General features: G+C 69.9%; 17 protein-coding genes and 1 tRNA gene. 14 read left to right on the forward strand and 4 right to left on the reverse strand.

Going from position 1 to position 19,383, the window contains the following annotated elements; all coding sequences use genetic code 11:
* Positions 1 to 99: 99 nt before the first annotated feature.
* Positions 100 to 2,187, forward strand: a complete 2,088-nt coding sequence (locus ABD331_RS58340; protein WP_344495835.1) for a chaplin family protein — start codon at positions 100 to 102, stop codon at positions 2,185 to 2,187.
* A 169-nt stretch (positions 2,188 to 2,356) separates the two neighbouring features.
* Here the strand turns inward: ABD331_RS58340 and ABD331_RS58345 are convergent, their stop codons facing one another.
* A complete protein-coding gene (locus tag ABD331_RS58345; RefSeq protein ID WP_103957247.1) occupies positions 2,357 to 2,542 on the reverse strand; it encodes a DUF5703 family protein in 186 nt (61 codons plus the stop codon).
* 189 nt (positions 2,543 to 2,731) lie between these two features.
* On the opposite strand from ABD331_RS58345, the gene topA reads away from it, so the two are divergent.
* From topA to ABD331_RS58385, 8 genes are all read left to right on the forward strand, one after another.
* On the forward strand, positions 2,732 to 5,455 hold the full coding sequence (gene topA / locus ABD331_RS58350; protein WP_344495839.1) for a type I DNA topoisomerase: 2,724 nt from the start codon (positions 2,732 to 2,734) through the stop codon (positions 5,453 to 5,455).
* A gap of 23 nt (positions 5,456 to 5,478) precedes the next feature.
* The gene (locus ABD331_RS58355; RefSeq protein WP_344495841.1) at positions 5,479 to 6,765 is read left to right on the forward strand and encodes a metallophosphoesterase; all 1,287 of its coding nucleotides are present in this window, start codon (positions 5,479 to 5,481) and stop codon (positions 6,763 to 6,765) included.
* 75 nt (positions 6,766 to 6,840) lie between these two features.
* Positions 6,841 to 7,398 (forward strand): helix-turn-helix transcriptional regulator, encoded by a 558-nt coding sequence (locus ABD331_RS58360; RefSeq protein ID WP_344495843.1) that lies wholly within the window; start codon positions 6,841 to 6,843, stop codon positions 7,396 to 7,398.
* Positions 7,399 to 7,539: 141 nt separating this feature from the next.
* Positions 7,540 to 9,582: a dTMP kinase gene (tmk, locus tag ABD331_RS58365; RefSeq protein ID WP_344495845.1), complete on the forward strand. Its 2,043-nt coding sequence runs from the start codon at positions 7,540 to 7,542 to the stop codon at positions 9,580 to 9,582.
* 87 nt (positions 9,583 to 9,669) lie between these two features.
* Positions 9,670 to 10,845 carry a DNA polymerase III subunit delta' gene (locus ABD331_RS58370; RefSeq protein WP_344495847.1) on the forward strand — a complete coding sequence of 392 codons (1,176 nt, stop codon included), beginning with the start codon at positions 9,670 to 9,672 and terminating at the stop codon, positions 10,843 to 10,845.
* A 113-nt stretch (positions 10,846 to 10,958) separates the two neighbouring features.
* Positions 10,959 to 11,486, forward strand: a complete 528-nt coding sequence (locus ABD331_RS58375; protein WP_344495849.1) for a sigma-70 family RNA polymerase sigma factor — start codon at positions 10,959 to 10,961, stop codon at positions 11,484 to 11,486.
* Complete coding sequence (locus ABD331_RS58380; RefSeq protein WP_344495851.1) at positions 11,483 to 12,520, forward strand: permease-like cell division protein FtsX; 1,038 nt, start codon at positions 11,483 to 11,485, stop codon at positions 12,518 to 12,520. Before ABD331_RS58375 ends, ABD331_RS58380 begins: the two co-directional genes overlap by 4 nt.
* 118 nt (positions 12,521 to 12,638) lie before the next feature.
* Complete coding sequence (locus ABD331_RS58385) at positions 12,639 to 13,478, forward strand: PSP1 domain-containing protein (RefSeq protein WP_344495869.1); 840 nt, start codon at positions 12,639 to 12,641, stop codon at positions 13,476 to 13,478.
* Between the two features lies 1 nt (position 13,479).
* On the opposite strand, the gene ABD331_RS58390 is transcribed toward ABD331_RS58385, so the two are convergent.
* On the reverse strand, positions 13,480 to 14,463 hold the full coding sequence (locus tag ABD331_RS58390) for an SDR family NAD(P)-dependent oxidoreductase (protein WP_344495853.1): 984 nt from the start codon (positions 14,461 to 14,463) through the stop codon (positions 13,480 to 13,482).
* Between the two features lie 76 nt (positions 14,464 to 14,539).
* On the opposite strand from ABD331_RS58390, the gene ABD331_RS58395 reads away from it, so the two are divergent.
* The 5 genes from ABD331_RS58395 (at position 14,540) to ABD331_RS58415 (ending at position 18,168) form a co-directional block, all read left to right on the forward strand.
* Positions 14,540 to 15,622: an AraC family transcriptional regulator gene (locus tag ABD331_RS58395; protein WP_344495855.1), complete on the forward strand. Its 1,083-nt coding sequence runs from the start codon at positions 14,540 to 14,542 to the stop codon at positions 15,620 to 15,622.
* A 59-nt stretch (positions 15,623 to 15,681) separates the two neighbouring features.
* Complete coding sequence (locus ABD331_RS58400; protein WP_344495857.1) at positions 15,682 to 16,143, forward strand: hypothetical protein; 462 nt, start codon at positions 15,682 to 15,684, stop codon at positions 16,141 to 16,143.
* Complete coding sequence (locus ABD331_RS58405) at positions 16,140 to 16,571, forward strand: NUDIX hydrolase (RefSeq protein WP_344495859.1); 432 nt, start codon at positions 16,140 to 16,142, stop codon at positions 16,569 to 16,571. The genes ABD331_RS58400 and ABD331_RS58405 overlap by 4 nt, the downstream gene beginning before the upstream one ends.
* 202 nt (positions 16,572 to 16,773) lie before the next feature.
* A complete protein-coding gene (locus ABD331_RS58410) occupies positions 16,774 to 18,033 on the forward strand; it encodes an alpha/beta hydrolase (RefSeq protein WP_344495861.1) in 1,260 nt (419 codons plus the stop codon).
* A 58-nt stretch (positions 18,034 to 18,091) separates the two neighbouring features.
* Positions 18,092 to 18,168, forward strand: a tRNA-Thr gene (locus tag ABD331_RS58415).
* A 266-nt stretch (positions 18,169 to 18,434) separates the two neighbouring features.
* On the opposite strand, the gene ABD331_RS58420 is transcribed toward ABD331_RS58415, so the two are convergent.
* Positions 18,435 to 19,022: a hypothetical protein gene (locus tag ABD331_RS58420; RefSeq protein ID WP_344495863.1), complete on the reverse strand. Its 588-nt coding sequence runs from the start codon at positions 19,020 to 19,022 to the stop codon at positions 18,435 to 18,437.
* Between the two features lie 68 nt (positions 19,023 to 19,090).
* The coding region (locus ABD331_RS58425; protein WP_344495865.1) for a hypothetical protein at positions 19,091 to 19,383 on the reverse strand (293 nt) is incomplete at its 5' end.

Here is a 19,383-nt window from a genome sequence, read left to right on the forward strand (position 1 = left end):
CGTATCCGGGACCCGCTGTGCACGTGCTCGACGCGTGCTTCCCGGCTGCCCGCGAACTCGTTCAGGTAATCCCCCCAAGAACCACTAGGAGCATTCATCATGCGTACGTGGGCGAAGGCATCAAGCCCCGCGGCCCTGCTGGCCGTGGCAGTCATGTCGTTCGGCGCCGGCGGTACCGCGCTGGCCGACACCTCCGGCAACGGGTCCGTCGCGGGCGGCAACCAGGTCGACCTGCCGATCTCCGTGCCGATCGACATCAGCGGCAACTCCGCCGCGGCCATCGGCCACTCGGAGGCCACCTCCCAGGGCGGCGCTCAGGTCATCAACCAGAACCGTCCCGGCATCCCCAACCAGACGTCGGGCAACGGCTCCGTCGGCGGCGGCAACCAGGTCAACGCGCCGATCAGCGTCCCCGTCAACGCCTGTGGCAACGCCGTCTCGCTGGTCGGCAAGTCGGACGCGGGCTGCAAGGGCGGGGCGACCGTCCGCACCCAGGGCAGGGGCGGCGCCGGCGGCAACCAGACCTCGGGCAACGGCAGCGTGCTCGGCGGCAACCAGATCTCGGCCCCCATCTCCGCGCCGATCAACGCCTGCGGCAACGCGCTGGCCATCTTCGGTGACGCGACGGCCGGCTGCACCGGCGGCGCCGTCGTCAACAACACCGGGCGCGGCGTGGGCGGCAACCGTACGTCCGGCAACGGCAGCGTGCTCGGCGGGAACCAGATCGTGGCGCCCATCTCCGCGCCGATCAACATCTGCGGCAACTCGATCGCCGCGATCGGGCACGCCTTCTCCGGCTGCCGCGGCGGCTCGACCGTCACCAACAACGGCGGCCCCGGCCAGCGCTACCAGGCGCGCCACATGGCCGCGGGCTCGACGGGCAACGACACCGACGGGCGATTCGGGGCCGGCAGCGGCAACCAGGTGGTCGCCCCGATCAGCCTGCCCGTGGACGTCTGCGGCAACGCCGTGGGCAACGCGTCCGCCGGGTGCAAGGGCGGCTCGAAGGTCGAGCACTCGGGCTCGGGCGGCAACCGCACCTCGGGCACGGGCGGCGTGCTGAGCGGCAACCAGGCCGTCGCCCCTGTCAGCGCTCCGATCGACGTGTGCGGCAACGCGGCGGCCGTGCTCGGCCACGCGTTCGCCGGGTGCAAGGGCGGCGCGACCGTCCACAAGTCCGGCAGGCACGCGGGCGGCAACCGCACGTCGGGCGCCGGCGGGGTGCTGAGCGGCAACCAGGCGGTCGCGCCGATCGCGGCGCCGATCAACGCCTGCGGCAACGCGGCGGCGGTGCTCGGCCTGTCCGAGGCCCGCTGCAGGGGCGGGGCGGGCGTCTGGGCGCAGGACGGCATCGGCGGGGGCGGCAACCGCACCTCGGGCGCCGGCGGCGTGCTGAGCGGCAACCAGGCGGTCGCGTCGATTGCGGCCCCGATCAACGTCTGCGGCAACGCGGCGGCCGTCCTGGGTGACGCCGCCGCCGGATGCCTCGGTGGCGCGCACGTCGGCAGGCCGGGGCCGGAGCGTCCGGACGGGTTCGAGCGCTTCGCCCGCGCCAACAGCAAGGTCGCGGCGGCCAAGGGCGGCATGCTGCCCATCACGCCGTCCCTGCCGGTGCTGGGCGGCGCCCAGGAGGTCGGCGGCAAGGTCGGCGAGGTCACCCAGCAGGTGCAGGGGCTCGGCAACGCGACCGAGCTGGCCAAGCGGGTGCCGGGCGTGAGCACCGTCACCAAGCAGGTCGAGGGCTACGGCAACGTCGCCGAGGTCACCAAGCAGGTCGAGGGCGTGGGGAACGTCACCGGCCAGCTCCCGGCCGTCGAGGACGCGGCTAAGACGTTCGGCCTCCCGCAGCTCCCCGAGCTGCCCGGCCTGCCCCTGGCGCCCGAGAAGCCCAAGCGCACCGCGGTCTCGGCTCCGGTCGACGGCAAGGGCCGCGCCAAGTCCACGGGCCCGGTCTCCGCGCTCAACCCGGCCACCGACCTGGTCGCCTCCACCCCGGCCGGCGGCGCGGTGAACTCCGCCGCGCGTAGCCTGCCCGTCCCGGACGTCGGCCTGATGAGCGCCGAGCAGCCCGCCGGCGTGACCGGCATGAACTCGGGCTCGGTGCTCGCGCTGCTGCTCGGCTCGCTGCTGGCCGCCTCGGCGACGATGTTCGCGACGGCTCGCCGGTTCCGCTTCGGCCGTAAGTGACCACGCTCGCAACGATCACCGATCCCCGATTCCGGCTCGGCCGTAAGTAAGGGATACAGCTACTACGTAACACGGTACGGCTCCTGCTCACAGCCTGTGAGCAGTCCGCCATAGACGCTTTGCCCGTTCCGGGGGCGCGGCCCGGGGCGGGCAAAGCCATGTCCGGGGTTCAAAGCGTGCGTCGTACTCGCATGATCTTACGGCGTAGCCGCACGTGACGGCTGCCGTCGGGGTGCACGCGGACGCGCGCGAGCTCCCACTGCCCGTACTCTGCGTGTTCGGTGAGCAGTTGACGTGCTGCTTCGCGAGTGAGATCGCGTGGAATGAAGATATCCATGTAGGAGTAGTCGAGCACAACGATTAGTCTCCAGGGTGAGTCAGGGCGCCATGCCGCTCGATGGGCCTTATTCTGCGTGCTTGTGGGTGGACCCGGAAGCGAGTGGGTAGCCCGGGGGAAGGAAATTTCCGCGAGTCGGGTTACCTTTCAGTCTGTGCCGACTCCCGGCAGGGGGATTTGCTAGCGAACAGCGAGGTAGGAAGCAGCGTGCCAGCCAAGAACGGCAGCGCCGGCGGAACACGCCTGGTGATCGTCGAGTCGCCGGCCAAGGCGAAGACGATCGCCGGGTACCTCGGGCGCGGCTACATCGTCGAATCGAGCATCGGTCACATCCGCGACCTGCCGGAGCGGGCCGACGACATCCCCGAGAAGTTCAAGGGAGCCCCATGGGCCCGCCTCGGGGTGAACGTCGAGCACGGCTTCGAGCCGCTGTATGTCGTCAACCACGACAAACGCACGCAGGTCGCCAAGCTGCGGCAGTTGCTCAAGGACGCCGACGAGCTCTACCTGGCCACTGACGAGGACCGCGAGGGCGAGGCCATCGCCTGGCACCTGCGCGAGGTGCTCAAGCCGAAGGTGCCCGTGCACCGGATGGTGTTCCACGAGATCACCCCGCAGGCGATCCGCGACGCGGTGGCCAACCCGCGCGACCTCAACCTCCGGCTGGTGGACGCCCAGGAGACGCGGCGCATCCTCGACCGGCTCTACGGCTACGAGGTCAGCCCCGTCCTGTGGAAGAAGGTCAAGCCGAGGCTGTCGGCCGGGCGGGTGCAGTCGGTGGCGACGCGGCTGGTGGTGGAGCGGGAGCGGGAGCGCATCGCGTTCACGCCCGCCCACTACTGGGACCTCCAGGCGCTGTTCGACACGAACAAGCCCGAGGAGCGTCCGCGCGACTTCACGGCCACGCTGACCGGGGTCGACGGCAAGCGGGTGGCGCAGGGGCGCGACTTCGCCAGCACGGGGCAGCTCAAGAGCGGCGCCGACGTGCTGCACCTGTCGGAGGCCGCCGCCGGTGAGCTGGCGGGAAGGCTTCGGGGGGTTCCGTTCGCGGTCAAGTCCGTGGAGCGCAAGCCGTACACGCGCAAGCCGTACGCGCCGTTCCGGACGACCACATTGCAGCAGGAGGCCAGCCGGAAGCTGGGCTTCTCCGCCAAGTACACGATGCAGGTCGCGCAGCGGCTCTACGAGAACGGGTTCATCACCTACATGCGTACCGACAGCATCACGCTGTCGGAGACGGCGGTGGCGGCCGCGCGGTCACAGGCGATCAAGCTGTACGGCGCCTCGTACGTGCCCGACAAGCCCCGCGTCTACGCCAGCAAGGTGAAGAGCGCGCAGGAGGCGCACGAGGCGATCAGGCCGTCGGGCGAGGAGTTCCGCACGCCGGGCGAGACCGGGCTGTCGGGCGACATGTTCCGGCTGTACGAGCTGATCTGGCAGCGCACCGTGTCCTCGCAGATGAAGGACGCGGTCGGCGAGTCGGTCACGGTGAAGGTGGGCGGCAGGTCGTCGGCCGGCGAGGACGTCGAGTTCAGCGCGTCCGGGCGGACGATCACGTTCTACGGGTTCCTGAAGGCGTACGTGGAGGGGGCCGACGACCCCTCCACCGACCGCGACGACTCCGAGAAGCGGCTGCCGAACCTGGCGGAGGGCGACGCGCTCGGCCTGACGCGGCTCGACGTGGCCGGGCACTCGACCAAGCCGCCCGCGCGCTACACCGAGGCGTCGCTGGTCAAGGAGCTGGAGGACCGCGAGATCGGGCGGCCCTCGACGTACGCCTCGATCATCGGCACCATCCTCGACCGCGGGTACGTGTTCAAGAAGGGCACGGCGCTGGTGCCGTCGTTCCTCGCGTTCGCCGTGGTCAACCTGCTGGAGCAGCATTTCGGAAACCTGGTCGACTACGACTTCACGGCCGAGATGGAGAAGGTGCTCGACGACATCGCCAACGACCGGGCGGAGCGGGTGCCGGAGCTGCAGCGCTTCTACTACGGCGCCGACGGCGACGAGGGCCTGAAGGAGATGGTCACGGACCTCGGCGAGATCGACGCCAAGGAGATCAGCTCGTTCCCGGTCAAGGGCACCGACATCGTGCTGCGGGTCGGGCGCTACGGGCCGTACCTCGACAGGGACGGCGCGCGGGTCAACGTGCCCGAGGACATGACGCCCGACGAGCTGACGGCGGAGAAGGCCGAGGAGCTGTTCTCGCGGCCGACCGGCGACCGGCAGCTCGGCAACGACCCGGCGACCGGTCACATGATCGTGGCCAAGGACGGGCGGTACGGGCCGTACGTCACGGAGGTCCTGCCCGAGCCGGCCGCCGAGGAGGAGACTCCGAAGCGGCGGACGAAGAAGGCCGACGCGCCCAAGCCGCGGACGAGCTCGCTGTTCAAGACCATGTCGCTGGACACGATCACGCTGGACGACGCGCTCAAGCTGCTGTCGATCCCGCGGGTGGTGGGCGAGCTGGAGGGCGAGGAGGTCGTCGCGCACAACGGGAAGTTCGGCCCGTACCTGAAGAAGGGCACCGACTCGCGGTCGCTGACGTCCGAGGAGGCCCTGCTGACGGTCACGATCGAGCAGGCCAAGGAGCTGTTCGCGCAGCCCAAGCAGCGCGGGCGGGGCCGGGCGGCGGCTGCCGCGCCGCTGCGGGAGCTGGGCGACGACCCCAACTCCAAGAAGCCGGTCGTGGTCAAGGAGGGGCGTTTCGGGCCGTACGTGACCGACGGCGAGACGAACGCGTCGCTGCGCAAGGGCGACACGGTCGAGGACATCACGATCGAGCGGGCGGCGGAGCTGCTGGCCGAGCGGCGTGAGCGGGCGCCCGCGCCCAAGAAGACGACCACCAAGAGCAGTACCACGAAGAGCGGTACCACCAGGAAGGCGCCCGCGAAGAAGGCTCCGGCTAAGAAGCCCGCGACCAAGTCGTAATTGCCGGAAGTAGCATCAATGGTGTGATCGTCCTGATCTTCGTGGCCCTGGTGTTGCTGGCGCACTGGTACCTGTGGCATCGGCTGGTGCGTCAGACGACCCGTCCAGGGCGGTCGCGCAAGGCGCTGACCCTGGGGCTGGGCGCGTTGTTCGTGGTGCTCGTGGTGACGTTCGTGGGCACGCGGATGGGGCTGGAGAGCTGGGTGGCCTGGCCGGGGTACATCTGGCTGGCAGTGATGTTCTACCTGGTCATCGGGCTGATCGTGCTGGAGGTGCCGCGAGCGGTCGCGGCGGCGGTCCTGCGCGGGAGCGAGCGGCGGGAACGGGCGCCGGAGCCCGAGCCGGTCGCGGTGCTGGCGGGCACGGCGGCGCCGGTGGCCGAAGCGGATGAGGTGGTCGCGGTCGCGCCGGTGCCTGAGCTTGAAGAGGCGCCGGTGCCTGAGCTTGAGAAGGCGCCGGTGCCCAGCGCCTCGCCGATGAGCAGGCGGCTCTTTCTCGGGCGGACGACCGCCGCCATCGCCGGGGTCAGTGCGCTGGGCACGGTCGGGTACGGCCTGTCGAGCGCGCTCGGCGACCCCGTGATCGAACGGGTCATGGTCACCCTGCCGAAGCTGGACGCGCGGCTGAGCGGCCTGCGGTTCGCCGTGGTGAGCGACATCCACCTGGGCCCGCTCACGGGCGTCGCGCACACCGAGCGGATCGTCCGGATGATCAACGGGCTGGAAGCCGACGTGGTGGCGATCGTGGGCGACCTCGTGGACGGCACGGTGGCCCAGCTCGGGGCGCTGGCGCGGCCGTTGCGCAGCCTGGAGTCCCGATATGGCGCCTATTTCGTGACCGGCAACCACGAGTACTTCACCGCCGAGGGCCCGGGCGAGTGGGTCGAGGAGCTGAAGGAGCTGGGCACCCGCTCGCTGCGCAACGAGCGGGTGGAGATCAGCCATCGGGGCGCGGTGCTCGACCTGGCGGGCGTGAACGACGTCGGCGGGGCCGCCTCCGGCGACGGGCCCGATTTCGATAAGGCGCTCGGCGGGCGCGACACCAGCCGATCCACGGTGCTGCTCGCCCACCAGCCGATCCAGGTGGGCCAGGCGGCCGAGCACGGCGTGGACCTGCAGTTGTCCGGGCACACGCACGGCGGGCAGATCGCGCCGTTCAACCTGGTCGTGGGGCTGCAGCAGCCGGTCGTGTCGGGGCTGGCCAAGGTGGGCGGCACGCAGGTGTACGTGACCAGGGGCGCGGGATTCTGGGGCCCTCCGGTGCGCGTCGGGGCGCCGCCCGAGATCACCATGTTGGAAGTGCACGCCTGACTTCGGGTAATCCAGTGGTCACGCCATGCCATGATAGCGTAGAGTATCCGCCCGGATACTTTGCGGAGGTGATACGTGGTCGCGTCCCCTGTGGAGCGCATGCTCGGCCAGGAGATAGCCGTCTGGGCCAGGCGTGGCGGGCTGCTGTTCAGGCAGGCCAGGCATGCCGCGAGCCTCAACCAGAAGGCGCTGGCCAGCGTGAGCGGCACGTCGCGCACGACGTTGTCGGCCTACGAGCACGGCAGGAAGTCGCCGACGCTGGAGACGGCGGGGCGCATCCTCGACGCGGCCGGGTTCCGGCTGGTGCTGGAGGCCAAGGTCGAGTGCGCGGCCCACGAGGGCGCCGACGGGCGGGCGTTCCACGTGCCCAGCCGGCTGCGGCGGCTGCCGGTGGCGGCGGCGCTGGGCGTCGTGCGGCTCGGCGAGCGCGACCACGACCTGTCCGACCGTGACGAGCGGCGGGCGGCCTACACGGCCTTGTTGTGCGGGGGCGGGCCCGCGGAGGTGCTCGGCCACGTCGACGGCGTGCTGCTGATCGATCTGTGGGATGAGCTGGTGCTTCCCGACGAGATCAGGGGCGCGTGGCAGCCATTGGTGGAAGAGGCGCGGCAAGAGTCCGGAGTTATGAATTGATGATGTTTTTGGGGGCCTATTCGAGGTGTGTAACCTGCGCTCGGGGTCGTTCCCGTAATACCCTCGGCCACGAGCAGCCGGGAATATCCGGCTCGTCTCTTGTCCGCCCCCTTCCGGTCAACACCTGGATACGCTGAAATCATGACTGCCCTTGGCCGAAGCCGCCCGACCCACGTGCTGGCCAATGCGCCCTTCCGCCGGTTGTGGACGGCCATGTCGGTGTGCAGCCTCGGCGACTGGCTCAACCTGCTGGCGCTGACCGCTCTCGCGGGCAACCTCACGCAGGGTGACTACCGCGTGCAGTCGCTGGCCGTCGGCGGTGTCTTCCTCGCCAAGATGCTGCCCGCCGTGCTGCTGGGGCCGCTGGCGGGGGTGTTCGCCGACCGGTTCGACCGGCGGCTGACGATGTTCTGCGCCGACCTGGCCAGGTTCGCCGTGGTGCTGTCGATCCCGTTCGTGGGCAGCTACCAGTGGGTCATCATCGCGACCGTCCTGGTCGAGTGCGTGAACCTGTTCTGGGTCCCGGCCAAGGAGGCCACGGTCCCCAACCTGGTGCCCAAGGCGCAGCTCGAGTCGGCCAACCAGCTCAACCTGCTGGTCACGTACGGCACCGCGCCCATCGCGGCGATGCTCTTCGCCGCGCTGTCGGTGGCGGGCGACCTGATCGCCGGCGTCATCCCGTTCCCGCTCGGCCAGGACGCGACGGGGCTGGCCCTGGTCGTCAACGCCTGCGCGTACCTCGTGTCGGCCTTCCTCATCTTCACCCTGCGCGACATCCCCAAGCGCGACGGCGCCATCTCCACGCCCTCCGTGCTCAAGCAGATCGTCGAGGGCTGGCGGTTCGTGGGCCGCAACCGCATGGTGCGCGGTCTGATCATCGGCATGCTCGGCGCGTTCGCCGCGGGCGGCGCCGTGGTGGGCGTGGCCAGGATCTACGTCGAGGCGCTCGGCGGCGGCGACGCGGCCTACGGCGTGGTGTTCGGCGCGGTCTTCGTCGGCATGGCGCTGGGCATGTTCTTCGGGCTCAGGCTGCTGCGCGAGCTGTCGCGGCGGCGGCTGTTCGGGCTGGCCATCACCGTGGCGGGGCTGGTGCTGATCGCGATCGCGCTGGTGCACAACCTGGTGATCGTGGTCATGCTGACCGTGGTGCTCGGCGCGTGCGCGGGCATCGCCTGGATCATCGGCTACACGCTGATCGGCCTGGAGGTCGAGGACGCGCTGCGCGGCCGCACGTTCTCCTTCCTGCAGTCGACCGCGCGGGTGACGCTGCTGCTCGTGGTCTCCCTGGCCAACCCGCTGGCCGCCATCTTCGGGGTGCACGTGCTGGGGCTGGGCGAGTTCAGCTACCGTTTCGACGGCACCAACCTGGTGCTGGTGATCGGCGGGGCGCTCGCGGTGGGCGTCGGTGTGCTGGCACTGCGGCACATGGACGACAGGAAGGGCGTCTCGTTGGCGGCCGACCTGATCGCGGCGGTGCGCGGTGAGCGCTTCCCCGCCGAGGCGGCCGAGCACGTGCCCGGGCTGTTCGTGGCGTTCGAGGGCGGCGAGGGGTCGGGCAAGACCACCCAGTCGCGCCTGATCGCCATCTGGATGCGCGACCAGGGCTACGACGTGGTGCAGACCCGCGAGCCGGGCTCCACCAAGATCGGCATGCGGCTGCGCGCGATCCTGCTCGACGCGGCCGAGCGCGGGCTGTCGGCGCGTTCCGAGGCGCTGCTGTACGCCGCCGACCGGGCCGAGCACGTGGAGAAGGTGATCAGGCCGGCGCTCTACCGGGGCTCGCTGGTGATCACCGACCGTTACGTCGACTCGTCGCTGGCCTACCAGGGCGCCGGGCGGGCCCTCGACCCCAAGGACGTATCCAAGATCAACGCTTGGGCGACGGGCGGGCTCGTCCCGCATCTGACCGTGCTCATCGACACGCCGCCCGAGGTGGGGCTGACCCGGCTCGGCGGCGCGGCCGACCGGATCGAGTCCGAGCCGCTCGACTTCCACGAGCGGGTGCGCAAGGAGTTCAGGGCGCTGGCGGCGGCCACGCCCGAGCGGTACCTCGTGGTGGACGGCACGCTGCCGCAAGAGGTGATCACCCGGCAGATCCAGGACCGGATCAGGGAGATCCTGCCCGACCCGGTGCCCAGGGAGTCGGAGGACATCACCGGCACGATGCCCGCCATCCGCGACTAGCCTTCCGCGACCAGCCTTCGCGACCAGCCTTCCGCGATCCCGGCTTTGGCGTCCCTCGCAGCGTGAAGCACGACTAGCCTTACGGGCGTGACGGTTTTCGATGACCTCGTGGGGCAGGACCAGGCGACAGCCGTGCTGTCGCGGGCCGCGGCGGCGGCCGGCGAGGTCGTCGCGGGCGGGCGCGGCGCGGGCATGACGCACGCCTGGCTGTTCACCGGCCCGCCCGGCTCGGGCAGGGAGCACGCCGCCCGCGCCTTCGCCGCCGCGCTGATGTGCCCCGACGGCGGCTGCGGCCACTGCGACCAGTGCCACCAGGTGCTCATCGGCTCGCATCCCGACCTGGAGTCCGTACGTCCCGAGGGGCTGTCCTACAGCGTCAAGCAGACCCGCGAGCTGATCCTGCGGGCGGCCGGCGCGCCGACACAGGGGCGGTGGCGGGTCATCCTGTTCGAGGACGCCGACCGGGCCACGGAATCCGCCGCCAACGCCCTGCTCAAGGCCATCGAGGAGCCGCCGCCGCGTACGGTATGGCTGCTCTGCGCGCCCGCCCCCGACGACCTGATGATCACCATCAGGTCGCGCTGCCGCCTGGTCACCCTCACCACCCCCGCCACCGAGGCCGTCGCCCACGTGCTGGCCACCCGCGACAGCGTGCCGTGGGAGACCGCCAGGTTCGCGGCACGGGCCGCGCAGGGGCACATCAGCCGGGCGCGGGCACTGGCGCTGGACGAGGGCGTCAGGGCGCGGCGGGAGGCCGTGCTGAGCATCCCGCGCTCGCTGACGGGCGTCGGCGAGTGCGTGTCCGCCGCCGAGCGGCTGGTGAAGACGGCCGAGGAGGAGGCCGCCGCCGCCACGACCGCGCTCAACGAGAGCGAGACCTCGGAGCTGCGCAAGCTGTACGGGGAGGGGTCCAGCGGGAAGGGGCTCAACCGGGGGCTGGTGCGCGGTGGGGCCGGGGCGCTGAAGGAGCTGGAGGACCGGCAGAAGTCGCGGGCCACCCGGATCAAGCGCGACTCGCTGGACGCGGCGCTGCTGGAGCTGGTGTCGTTCTATCGGGACGTGCTGGCCATGCAGTTCGGGGCGGCTGGGGTGGAGCTGGCCAACGATGACCTGCGGTTCGATCTGGATCAGCTTGCCAAGTCGTCCACGCCGGAGGAGACGTTGCGGCGGATCGACGCGATCATGCGGTGCAGGGAGCGGCTGGCGGCGAACGTGAACCCGCAGATGGCCGTCGAGGCGATGATGCTGTCGCTTCGCCCGTAGGTGGGCGATGGTCGTCCACAGGCTGTGGATGAAGGCGTGGGCAGGTGTCGGCGGCGGCGCAAGATAGTCCTGTGCCGCAAGCAGCAGACGAGACCCTGAGACGTCTCTGATACGTGGAAGTCGAACTACTCACCCAGCAAGAGGCCCTGGCACGGCAGCGGGTCGACGTGGCGTCGATCTTCGCCGAGCACCACGTCGGCCTCGTGCGGCTGGCCCTCCTCATGGTCGGTGACCAGGCCACCGCCGAAGACGTCGTGCAGGAGGCCTTCGAGCGCACGCACGCCGGCCGGGCCAGGCTGCGCGACGCCGACAAGATGCTGACGTACGTGCGCTCGGCGGTGCTCAACGGCTGCCGGTCGGTGCTGCGCAGGCGGGCGACCGTGTTCAGACGGGGTCTGCCGTACGAGCCGCCGGTCTGGTCGGCGGAGAGCGCCGTGCTGGTGGGCGAGGAGCGGCGCGAGGTCCTGCTCGCGCTGCGCGAGCTGCCACGCAGGCAGCGCGAGGCGCTGACCCTGCGCTACTACTTCGATCTCGCCGACCAGGAGATCGCGGACACGATGCGGATCAGCGCCAGCACGGCCAGGTCGACGATCGCGCGAGGGCTGGCGGCCCTCGGCAGAGCGCTTGGGGAGGATGCATGAGCAGCCCGGTGGAAGACAGACTGCGCGACGCGCTCGCCGAGGCGGGGGCTTCGGTGGACGCGAGCACGCTGAGGCCGCTGCGGGCTCCGGAGCGCAGGCGGTCGCGGGTGGACTTCCGGATGCTGACAGCGGCGGCGGCCGTGGTGCTCGTGGGGTCGGCGACCGCCGTGCTGGCAGGCGGGGGCCTGGCCGGGGACGACGATCGCACGGCGGCGACGGCCGCGGAGGTATTCGGCCGTGACGACGCCGACCTGGTGGTGTTCCTGTGTACGGCGACGGTGCCGAAGGACGCGCCGTGCGCGGGGGCCGTCACGCCCGGGCAGCGGGAGGCGATCGAGCACGCGCTGACGGAGCAGGCGCCGCGGATCGCCGCCGCTCAGTGGGTGAGCCAGGAGACCTCCTACGACGAATTCCGCCGGCGGTTCGCCCACGACCGGGCGCTGCTGGACGAGGTCAAGGTCACGGACGTGCCGGCGTCGTACCAGCTCAAGCTGCAGCCGGGCGCTGACCCCAAGCAGGTGGAGCGGCCGTTGAGCCGGATGGCCGGGGTCCTGTCCGTCATCGACCGCACCACCTCCCCGGCGCCGACCTCGAAGGCGCAGGAGTGGGATGTCAGCGTCTTCCTGTGCAAGAAGGAGACCAACCTTCCGGCTTGCCGCGCAGGCGGCGAGACCAAGGAGGGGAGGGCGGCGACGCTCGCCCAGACCAAGGCCATTCAGAAGCTGATCCAGACCAGGCCGGAGGTGGCGGAGGTCGTCTTCGAGGACGAGGAGGCCGCGTTCCGGCACTTCAAGGAGTCCTTCGCGAACAACAAGGCACTCCTGGAGGCGACCCGCGTGGAGGATATGCCCCAGTCGTTCAGGATCAAGCTGAAGGAAGGGGCTCGATGGGGCGAGGAGAGCAGCGAAGCGCTGGCGAGGCAGCCTGGTGTGGCGCAGGTGATGGACGGCAGGTGCGTGCGCACGCGAGCGACCCTGCTGTGGGACTTCGGGTTGATGCGGCCGGACACCAAGATGTGCGCCGGGAGCGAATGACCCGGCGCAAGATCCGCGCACCCAGCCCTGACCTTCAGTGTGTGGGCACACGTAATGTGGCAAGCGAAGGCCGTAAGTAACCCCTAGGCCGTCAGGAGGCGAGCTCGAGCCCATGGGAATGATCATGGCCGTGAGCTTCACCCGCTACGGGAGGCTCTACTACCTCGACCCCGGCGAGCACAGCCCGAAAGTGGGCGACAAGGTGCTCGTCCCGACGGACTCGGGCGCCGAGGTGGCGGAGTGCGTGTGGGCGCCGCAGTACACGAGCGAGGACATCGACGGATTGCCGGTGTGCGCGGGGATGGCGGGCGAGGAGCACCTCGCCCGGGACGAGTTGAACAAACGCCGCAGGGCCGAGGCGCGCAGCGTGTCGAAGCGGCTGATCAAGCGGCACACGCTGCCGATGAAGGTCGTCGGCATCGACTACCTCGACCAGGACAACGTCTACACGGTCTACTTCTCGGCGCCGCACCGCGTCGACTTCCGCGCCCTGGTGCGCGACCTGGCTCGCAACCTGCGGGCCAGGGTCGAGCTGCGGCAGATCGGGCCCAGGGACGAGGCGCGGCTGCAGGGCGGCATCGGCCCGTGCGGGCGCGACCTGTGCTGTGCCACGTTCTTGAAGGACTTCGAGCCGGTGTCCGTCCGGATGGCCAAGGACCAGGACCTGCCGGTCAATCCGTTGCGGATCGCGGGGGCGTGCGGGCGGCTGATGTGCTGCCTGAAGTACGAGCACCCGCTCTACCAGGAGTTTCGCGCCTCGGCTCCGCGCGTGGGGGCGAGCGTGGAGACTCCGCAGGGGGCCGGGACGGTGGTGGGGCACAACGTGCCGTCCGACTCCGTGGTGGTGCGGCTGAACGACGGAGGGCGGCGGTGCTCGTGCTCCAAGGCCAGCGTGTGCGGGCCGCGGAAGGCGTACGACTCTGCTTATGGCGAGGAATCGGGCGGGGAGATGGTGTAACTCATGCCTTGAGCAGCTGCTCGCTCAGCTCCCAGAGGCGCCGCGCCGACACCGGGTCGATGGCGTGCGGCACGACGTCGGAGGGGATGTCCTCCTCGGCACCGAAGTTGATCGGCCTCGGGGTGTCCAGCCGGGAGACGTCGTTGTCCTTGAGGTAGACCCCGCCGAGGTCGGCCAGCAGCGGGCTGGTCGCGGCGAACACGGCGGTGCTGGCGCCCTGCCGCACGGTCTTCTTCCCGCGTGCCGGGTCGATGATCGGCTGGCCGGTCTCGTCGATGAGTCCCATGGCGCGCAGTTCGTCATCGGTGATCGAGGGGGCGAGGTTCGTGCCGAAGACGACGCCCGGGTGGACGGCGTAGCCGCGGATCCCGTCGGGGGCCCAGCGGCGGTCCAGCTCGACGGCGAACAGCACGTTGGCGGTCTTCGACTGGCCGTAGGCGAGCATGCCGTCGTACCCGGTGGTGAAGTGCGGGTCGTCCCAGCGGATGTCGGAGAGGCGGTGGCCGCCGGACGTCACGTTGACCACGCGGGCGCCGTGGGCGGCACGCAGCGCGGGCAACAGGCCCAGGGTGAGCTGGAAGTGGCCGAGATGGTTGGTGGCGAACTGCGCCTCGTAGCCGCGCGCGTCCCGCACCAGGGGGCCCGCCATGATGCCGGCGTTGTTGATCAGGATGTGGAGGGGGTGGCCCAGGCCCAGGTAGCGGGCGATGAAGGCGTCGATGGACGCCGGGTCGAGGAGGTCAAGCCGGGCTATCTCGACGCGCTCGATGCCGGCCAGCGCCGGGGCGGCGCGCTCCGGGTCGCGCGAGCCCACCGTGACCGACGCGCCGGCCTCGCTGAGCGCTCGGGTGGTCTCCAGGCCGAGCCCGACGTGGCCGCCGGTGACGATGACGTTCCTGCCGGTCAGGTCGATGCCCCTGAGCACGTCGGCGGCCGTCGAAGCCGCGGTGAAGCCGGAGCCGATGGGGTGTTGTCTTTCCTGCATGACACCACTCTGCGGCGGATCGTCCGTACTCTGAATAATCAGTAGTTCGAATTTCTTTCGCAGGAGTACGGGCGTGGTGGATGATCAGCTTTCCGAGGTCTTCGAGCTCGTGCAGGTGCGCGGGCAGATGACCGGCGGGTTCGAGGTGCGCGGGCGGTGGGTGGCGGCGCACGCCGTCGAGGACCCGCTGAAGCTCATCGCGATGGTACGCGGCCGGGCCCGGCTGGAATCCGACGGCCTCGACGAGCCGATCGAGCTCGGACCGGGTGACGTCGCCATCCTCAACAACCGTTCCTGGCTGCGTATGGAGGGCGGTGCCGGCGACGGTCCCGTCCGCGACATCATGCCCGTGGAGGGCTTCACCCGCTTCGACACCTCCTCCTCCGCCGCCTCCGCTTCCGCCTCCTCCGCTTCCGACGGCGGTGCCTCCCACGACGGCGGTGCCTCCCACGACGGCGGTGCCTCCCACGACGGCGGTGCCTCCCACGACGGCGGTGCCTCCCACGACGGCGGTGCCTCCCACGACGGCGGTGCCTCCCACGACGGCGCCTCCGACGTCGTGGTCGGTGGGCGCGTCGATCTCAATCCGGCAGGTCAGGCGCTGCTGCTGCAGGCGCTTCCCCCGGTGGGCCACGTGCGGGCGTCGGCGGCGACCGGCCTGCGCCGCAGCCTTGACCGGCTGTTCGAGGAGGTGACCGGGAACCGGATCGGCTCGGCGTTCGCGATCCGGCAGTACGGTCAGCTCCTACTGCTCGAAGTGCTGCGCGCCTACGTCGACCAGACCGAGCTGCCGCCGGGGTGGCTGCGGGTGCTGACCGACGACCGGCTGCGTCCGGCGCTCAAGGTCATGCACGCCGAGCCGGGCAGGCCGTGGCGGCTGGAGGAGCTGGCGCGGGCGGCGGCGATGTCGCGGACGTCGTTCGCCGAACGCTTCCGCGACCTGGCGGGGGTGCCACCGCTGACGTACCTGAACCGGTGGCGCATGTTGCTGGCGCGGCGAGCCCTGCGCGACGGCGATACGCGGGTCGGGGCGCTGGCGGCCGAGCTGGGGTACGGGTCGGAGAGCGCCTTCAGCACCGCGTTCAAGCGCGAGGTGGGGGAGTCGCCGCTGCGTTACCGATACCGGGTGCGGGAGGCTGATGCGTCCGTTTCGGTTTGATCGTCGGTCCCGCCTGGCATTGTTGTCAGGGTGACCCGATGTGGCCCAGGGAGCAGCCGATGAACAACGACCCCATCCTCACGCAAATCGGCCAGGCGGTGGAATTACACCATCAGCACGGTCAGCGTGACGCCGCTCGCGACCTGTTCGCGAAGATCTGGGACGAGATCGGCGGCGAGCGAGGCGACCCGCTGCACGTGTGCGTGCTCGCCCACTCGATGGCCGACGTCCAGGACGACGCGCGGCAGGAGCTGATGTGGGATTTGCGCGCACTCGCCGCCGCCGACTCGCTCACCGACGAGCGGGTGGCGGGAGCCGGGGTGCCGCTGTCGGTGGCAGGCCTGTACCCGTCGCTGCACCTCAACCTGGCCGAGTGCTACCGCAAGCTGGACGACCTCGACAGCGCCCGCGAGCACCTCCGGCAGGCACGGGACACGATCGGCGCGCTGGGCGACGACGACTACGGCCGGCTCATCAGGGGCGGCTTGGAGCGGCTGACCGCGGAGCTCGCCCAACCGTGACGGACAAGGTCCTCAAGGACAAGGTGTTGTGCTACGTCGTCCGTGACGGACGGCTGCTGGTCTTCCGGCACACCGGCTACAGCTACGAGGAGGTCGGCATCCAGGTCCCCGCGGGCAGCATCCGGCCCGAGGAGACGCCGGAGGAGGCCGCCCTGCGCGAGGTACGGGAGGAGACCGGTTTCACCCAGTACAGGATCGTCCGGAAGCTGGGCGAGGACACCTACGACATCAGCCCCTACCGGTTCGAGATCCAACGCCGCCACGTCTTCCACCTGGAGCTCGACGAGCCCACCCCGGAGCGATGGGCCAGCCGGGAGCTGCACGACGGCGAACAGGAGCCGACCGACTTCGAATGCTTCTGGATCCCCCTGAAGAACGCGCACGTCCTGCAGTCCGGCCAGGGCGCGCTCCTCGGCTCGCTCTTCTGAGCTTCACGTGAAGAGACGGTGGCGTCGGACGGCTGCCGTCGCCGGCGTGCTGGCCATGGCCATGACCTGCCCGGTGGGAACCTCCACCTCCGACCGGGCGGGGTTGTCCTGGACGGCTTGCGGCGACGGATTCTCCTGCGCCACCCTGCGGGTGCCACTGAACCACCGTCGCCCTGAATCCGGTGAACAGGTGGACCTGGCGGTGATCCGCTTGCCGGCCAGCGGCGAACGAATCGGGTCGCTGGTGGTCAACCCGGGCGGGCCTGGCCTCTCCGGGGTGGAGTATGTGCGGGCGGCTCGGCTCGTCCTGGGCGAGAAGGTACGCGAACGCTTCGACGTCGTCGGCTTCGACCCGCGAGGAGTCGGCAGGTCGGCCCCCGTCCGCTGCCTGACCGACCCGGAGCTGGACGCGTTCACCGCCCTCGACGGCACCCCCGACTCAGCCGCGGAACGGGCGGCGCTTGAGGAGAGGGCGAGGCAATTCGCGGAGGCGTGCCGCCGCCACTCGGGCGAGCTGCTACCGCACCTGGGGACGGCGGACGTGGCCCGCGACCTGGACCTGCTGCGGCAGGCGCTGGGGGAGCGGAAGCTCACCTACCTGGGCAAGTCGTACGGGACGCTGCTGGGGGCGGTGTACGCGGAGCTCTTCCCCGGTCGCGTACGGGCCATGGTGCTGGACGGGGCGCTCGATCCCGGCGCCTCGCCGTTGCGGCTCGCCGCGGAACAGGCGGTGGGGTTCGAGCGGGCGCTGCGCTCGTACGCCGAGGACTGCGTCGCGGCGGCGGGCTGCCCGTTCAGCAGCCGCACTGTGGGCGGGGTGCTGGCGGAGGTGAGCGGGCTGCTCCGGCGTACGGACGAGCGTCCGCTGCGTGGCGACGGACGGCGTCAGGTGACGCAGTCGGTGGCCGTCCTCGGGCTGCTGGGCCCGCTTCACGACCCGGCTCTGTGGCCGGAGTTGAGCGAGGCGTTGCGGCGGGCGTTCAAAGGCGATGGCACGCTGCTGCTGCGCAACGCCGACCAGTTCGCCGGCCGGCGCGATGACGGGGGCTACTCCGGCGAGATGGCGGCCAACATGGCCGTCACCTGCGCGGACCATCCGACGGAACCTTCGATGTATGGGAGGTTCGCGGGGCGGCGGGCGCCGCGCTTCGGCGCGCACTTGGTGTGGGCGTCGCTGCCATGTGCCTACTGGCCACACCGTTCGTCCTTCGACCACGCCCTCCTACGTGCGGAGGGTGCCCCGCCGATCCTGATCATCGGCACCGAACGGGATCCGGTCACGCCATACGCCTGGGCTCGGAGGCTGGCCGGGGAACTGGAGTCGGGGGTGCTGGTGACGTACGAGGGGGATGGGCACACCGCGTACGCCAGTGGGTCGGGGTGTGTGGACGCAGTGGTGGAGGAGTACCTGGTGGCGGGGGTGGTGCCGGGGGATGGGGTGGTGTGTCCGGGCATCGGGTGATCGGAGGGAGCGAGAACCCCTTGGGCTCCTGTAGACTCTTCCAAGCTGCACAGCGCACGCCGCCTTAGCTCAGTCGGCCAGAGCACTTCACTCGTAATGAAGGGGTCTGGGGTTCGAATCCCCAAGGCGGCTCCAGGTCAAAGGCCCTCTGCGATTTCGCAGAGGGCTTCTGCATGTCTATGGGTTCCATCATGGGTCTGGATGTGTGGCGCAGGACGAAGAACTACCCTGGCTCGCAGTACCACTCGTTCTCACCGCAACATGAGGTCTCGATGACCCAAGCGTGACGTGAACTGGACGGGACCTTCGGTTCCCGCGCGCCTCTTGCGGTTCGCTTCTCGTTCACGGGCTAAGGGCGTCGCAGGGAAGAAGCCCCCGCGATGGCTATGAATCTGCTGGCTTCACTGGCGGTGGCGATCGCCTTGCACCTGCGCACGGACCTCTGGCTCGTCTGTGAGGTGCTGCCATGTCTCCTCTAGCTCGCTGTATCGGAGCAGCTCACCGATGTTGTCAGCAAGTTCATCGTAGATCCATTCGATACGGATGAGCCCTGAGTCCTCTCGCAGATCCTTGAGGCGTCGATCAGCTTCACTCTCGGAGACCTCGTCCTGGGCGATGCTGAGTTGCTGACGTAAGACAGTTGCCCAACGCCGTGGAATCGCGCGCAGATGAAGCTCGAGACGCTGCATGGCGTGGCCTGCGGCTTCGTCTTCGGATTGCTGCACCGCGAGCACATAGTCGGCGAAGATTTCCCCTACCTGAAGCAGCCTGGCCAGCATGTGTTCTTGGGTAATGCGCTCGCGCTCTCGTACGTATTGCTCAATAAGTCGCCGGTCGGCGATGCGGCGCTCATCTTGCAGTCGCCGCTCTGCATCGATGCGATCTTGCTTGCCAGCACGGTGAGCAAGCCACATTCCCAGGAGGGCCACGATTACGGCGGCAAGAGTTCCCCAGCCTTGAAGGTAGTCCGTCAGCGTAGGTCCACTCACTCAGTCACCTCTCAAGGCGCCATGTCAGGAACTCTGTGATGCTCCATGCATCATGCCTCTCGACTGCCTCAGTAGAAGTGCTGGCCGAGCTCCAATCTCGCCATCCTGAAAGGCGGGATACGTGACAGTGGATCCCCATACAGGCGCCGGTCAGCGCCATTGATCGGCGCGGCCAACTCCCTTTGTATCTCCAGCGTAATGATGCGGCCTGAGGTCCGAATGCCCTCGATGGCCTTGAGGTGCCCAGCAGATTCCGGACAGTCGGCTACATAAGCTGACAGAAGTCTGGAAGAGGTAGGTACGTGGCAAGGCGTCGTAGGCAGTTCTCGCCGGAGTTCAAGGAAGAAGCCGTCCGCATGGT

The organism is Nonomuraea monospora (assembly GCF_039531895.1).
Lineage (GTDB): Bacteria > Actinomycetota > Actinomycetes > Streptosporangiales > Streptosporangiaceae > Nonomuraea > Nonomuraea monospora.

Bases quoted from the DNA above. Each gene is read 5' to 3' on its own strand.
- ABD331_RS58380 (WP_344495851.1), top strand. From the start codon at position 11,483: ATGAGCAGCCCGGTGGAAGACAGACTGCGCGACGCGCTCGCCGAGGCG.
- ABD331_RS58390 (WP_344495853.1), bottom strand. From the start codon at position 14,463: ATGCAGGAAAGACAACACCCCATCGGCTCCGGCTTCACCGCGGCTTCG.
- tmk (WP_344495845.1), top strand. From the start codon at position 7,540: ATGACTGCCCTTGGCCGAAGCCGCCCGACCCACGTGCTGGCCAATGCG.
- ABD331_RS58385 (WP_344495869.1), top strand. From the start codon at position 12,639: ATGATCATGGCCGTGAGCTTCACCCGCTACGGGAGGCTCTACTACCTC.
- ABD331_RS58400 (WP_344495857.1), top strand. From the start codon at position 15,682: ATGAACAACGACCCCATCCTCACGCAAATCGGCCAGGCGGTGGAATTA.
- ABD331_RS58340 (WP_344495835.1), top strand. From the start codon at position 100: ATGCGTACGTGGGCGAAGGCATCAAGCCCCGCGGCCCTGCTGGCCGTG.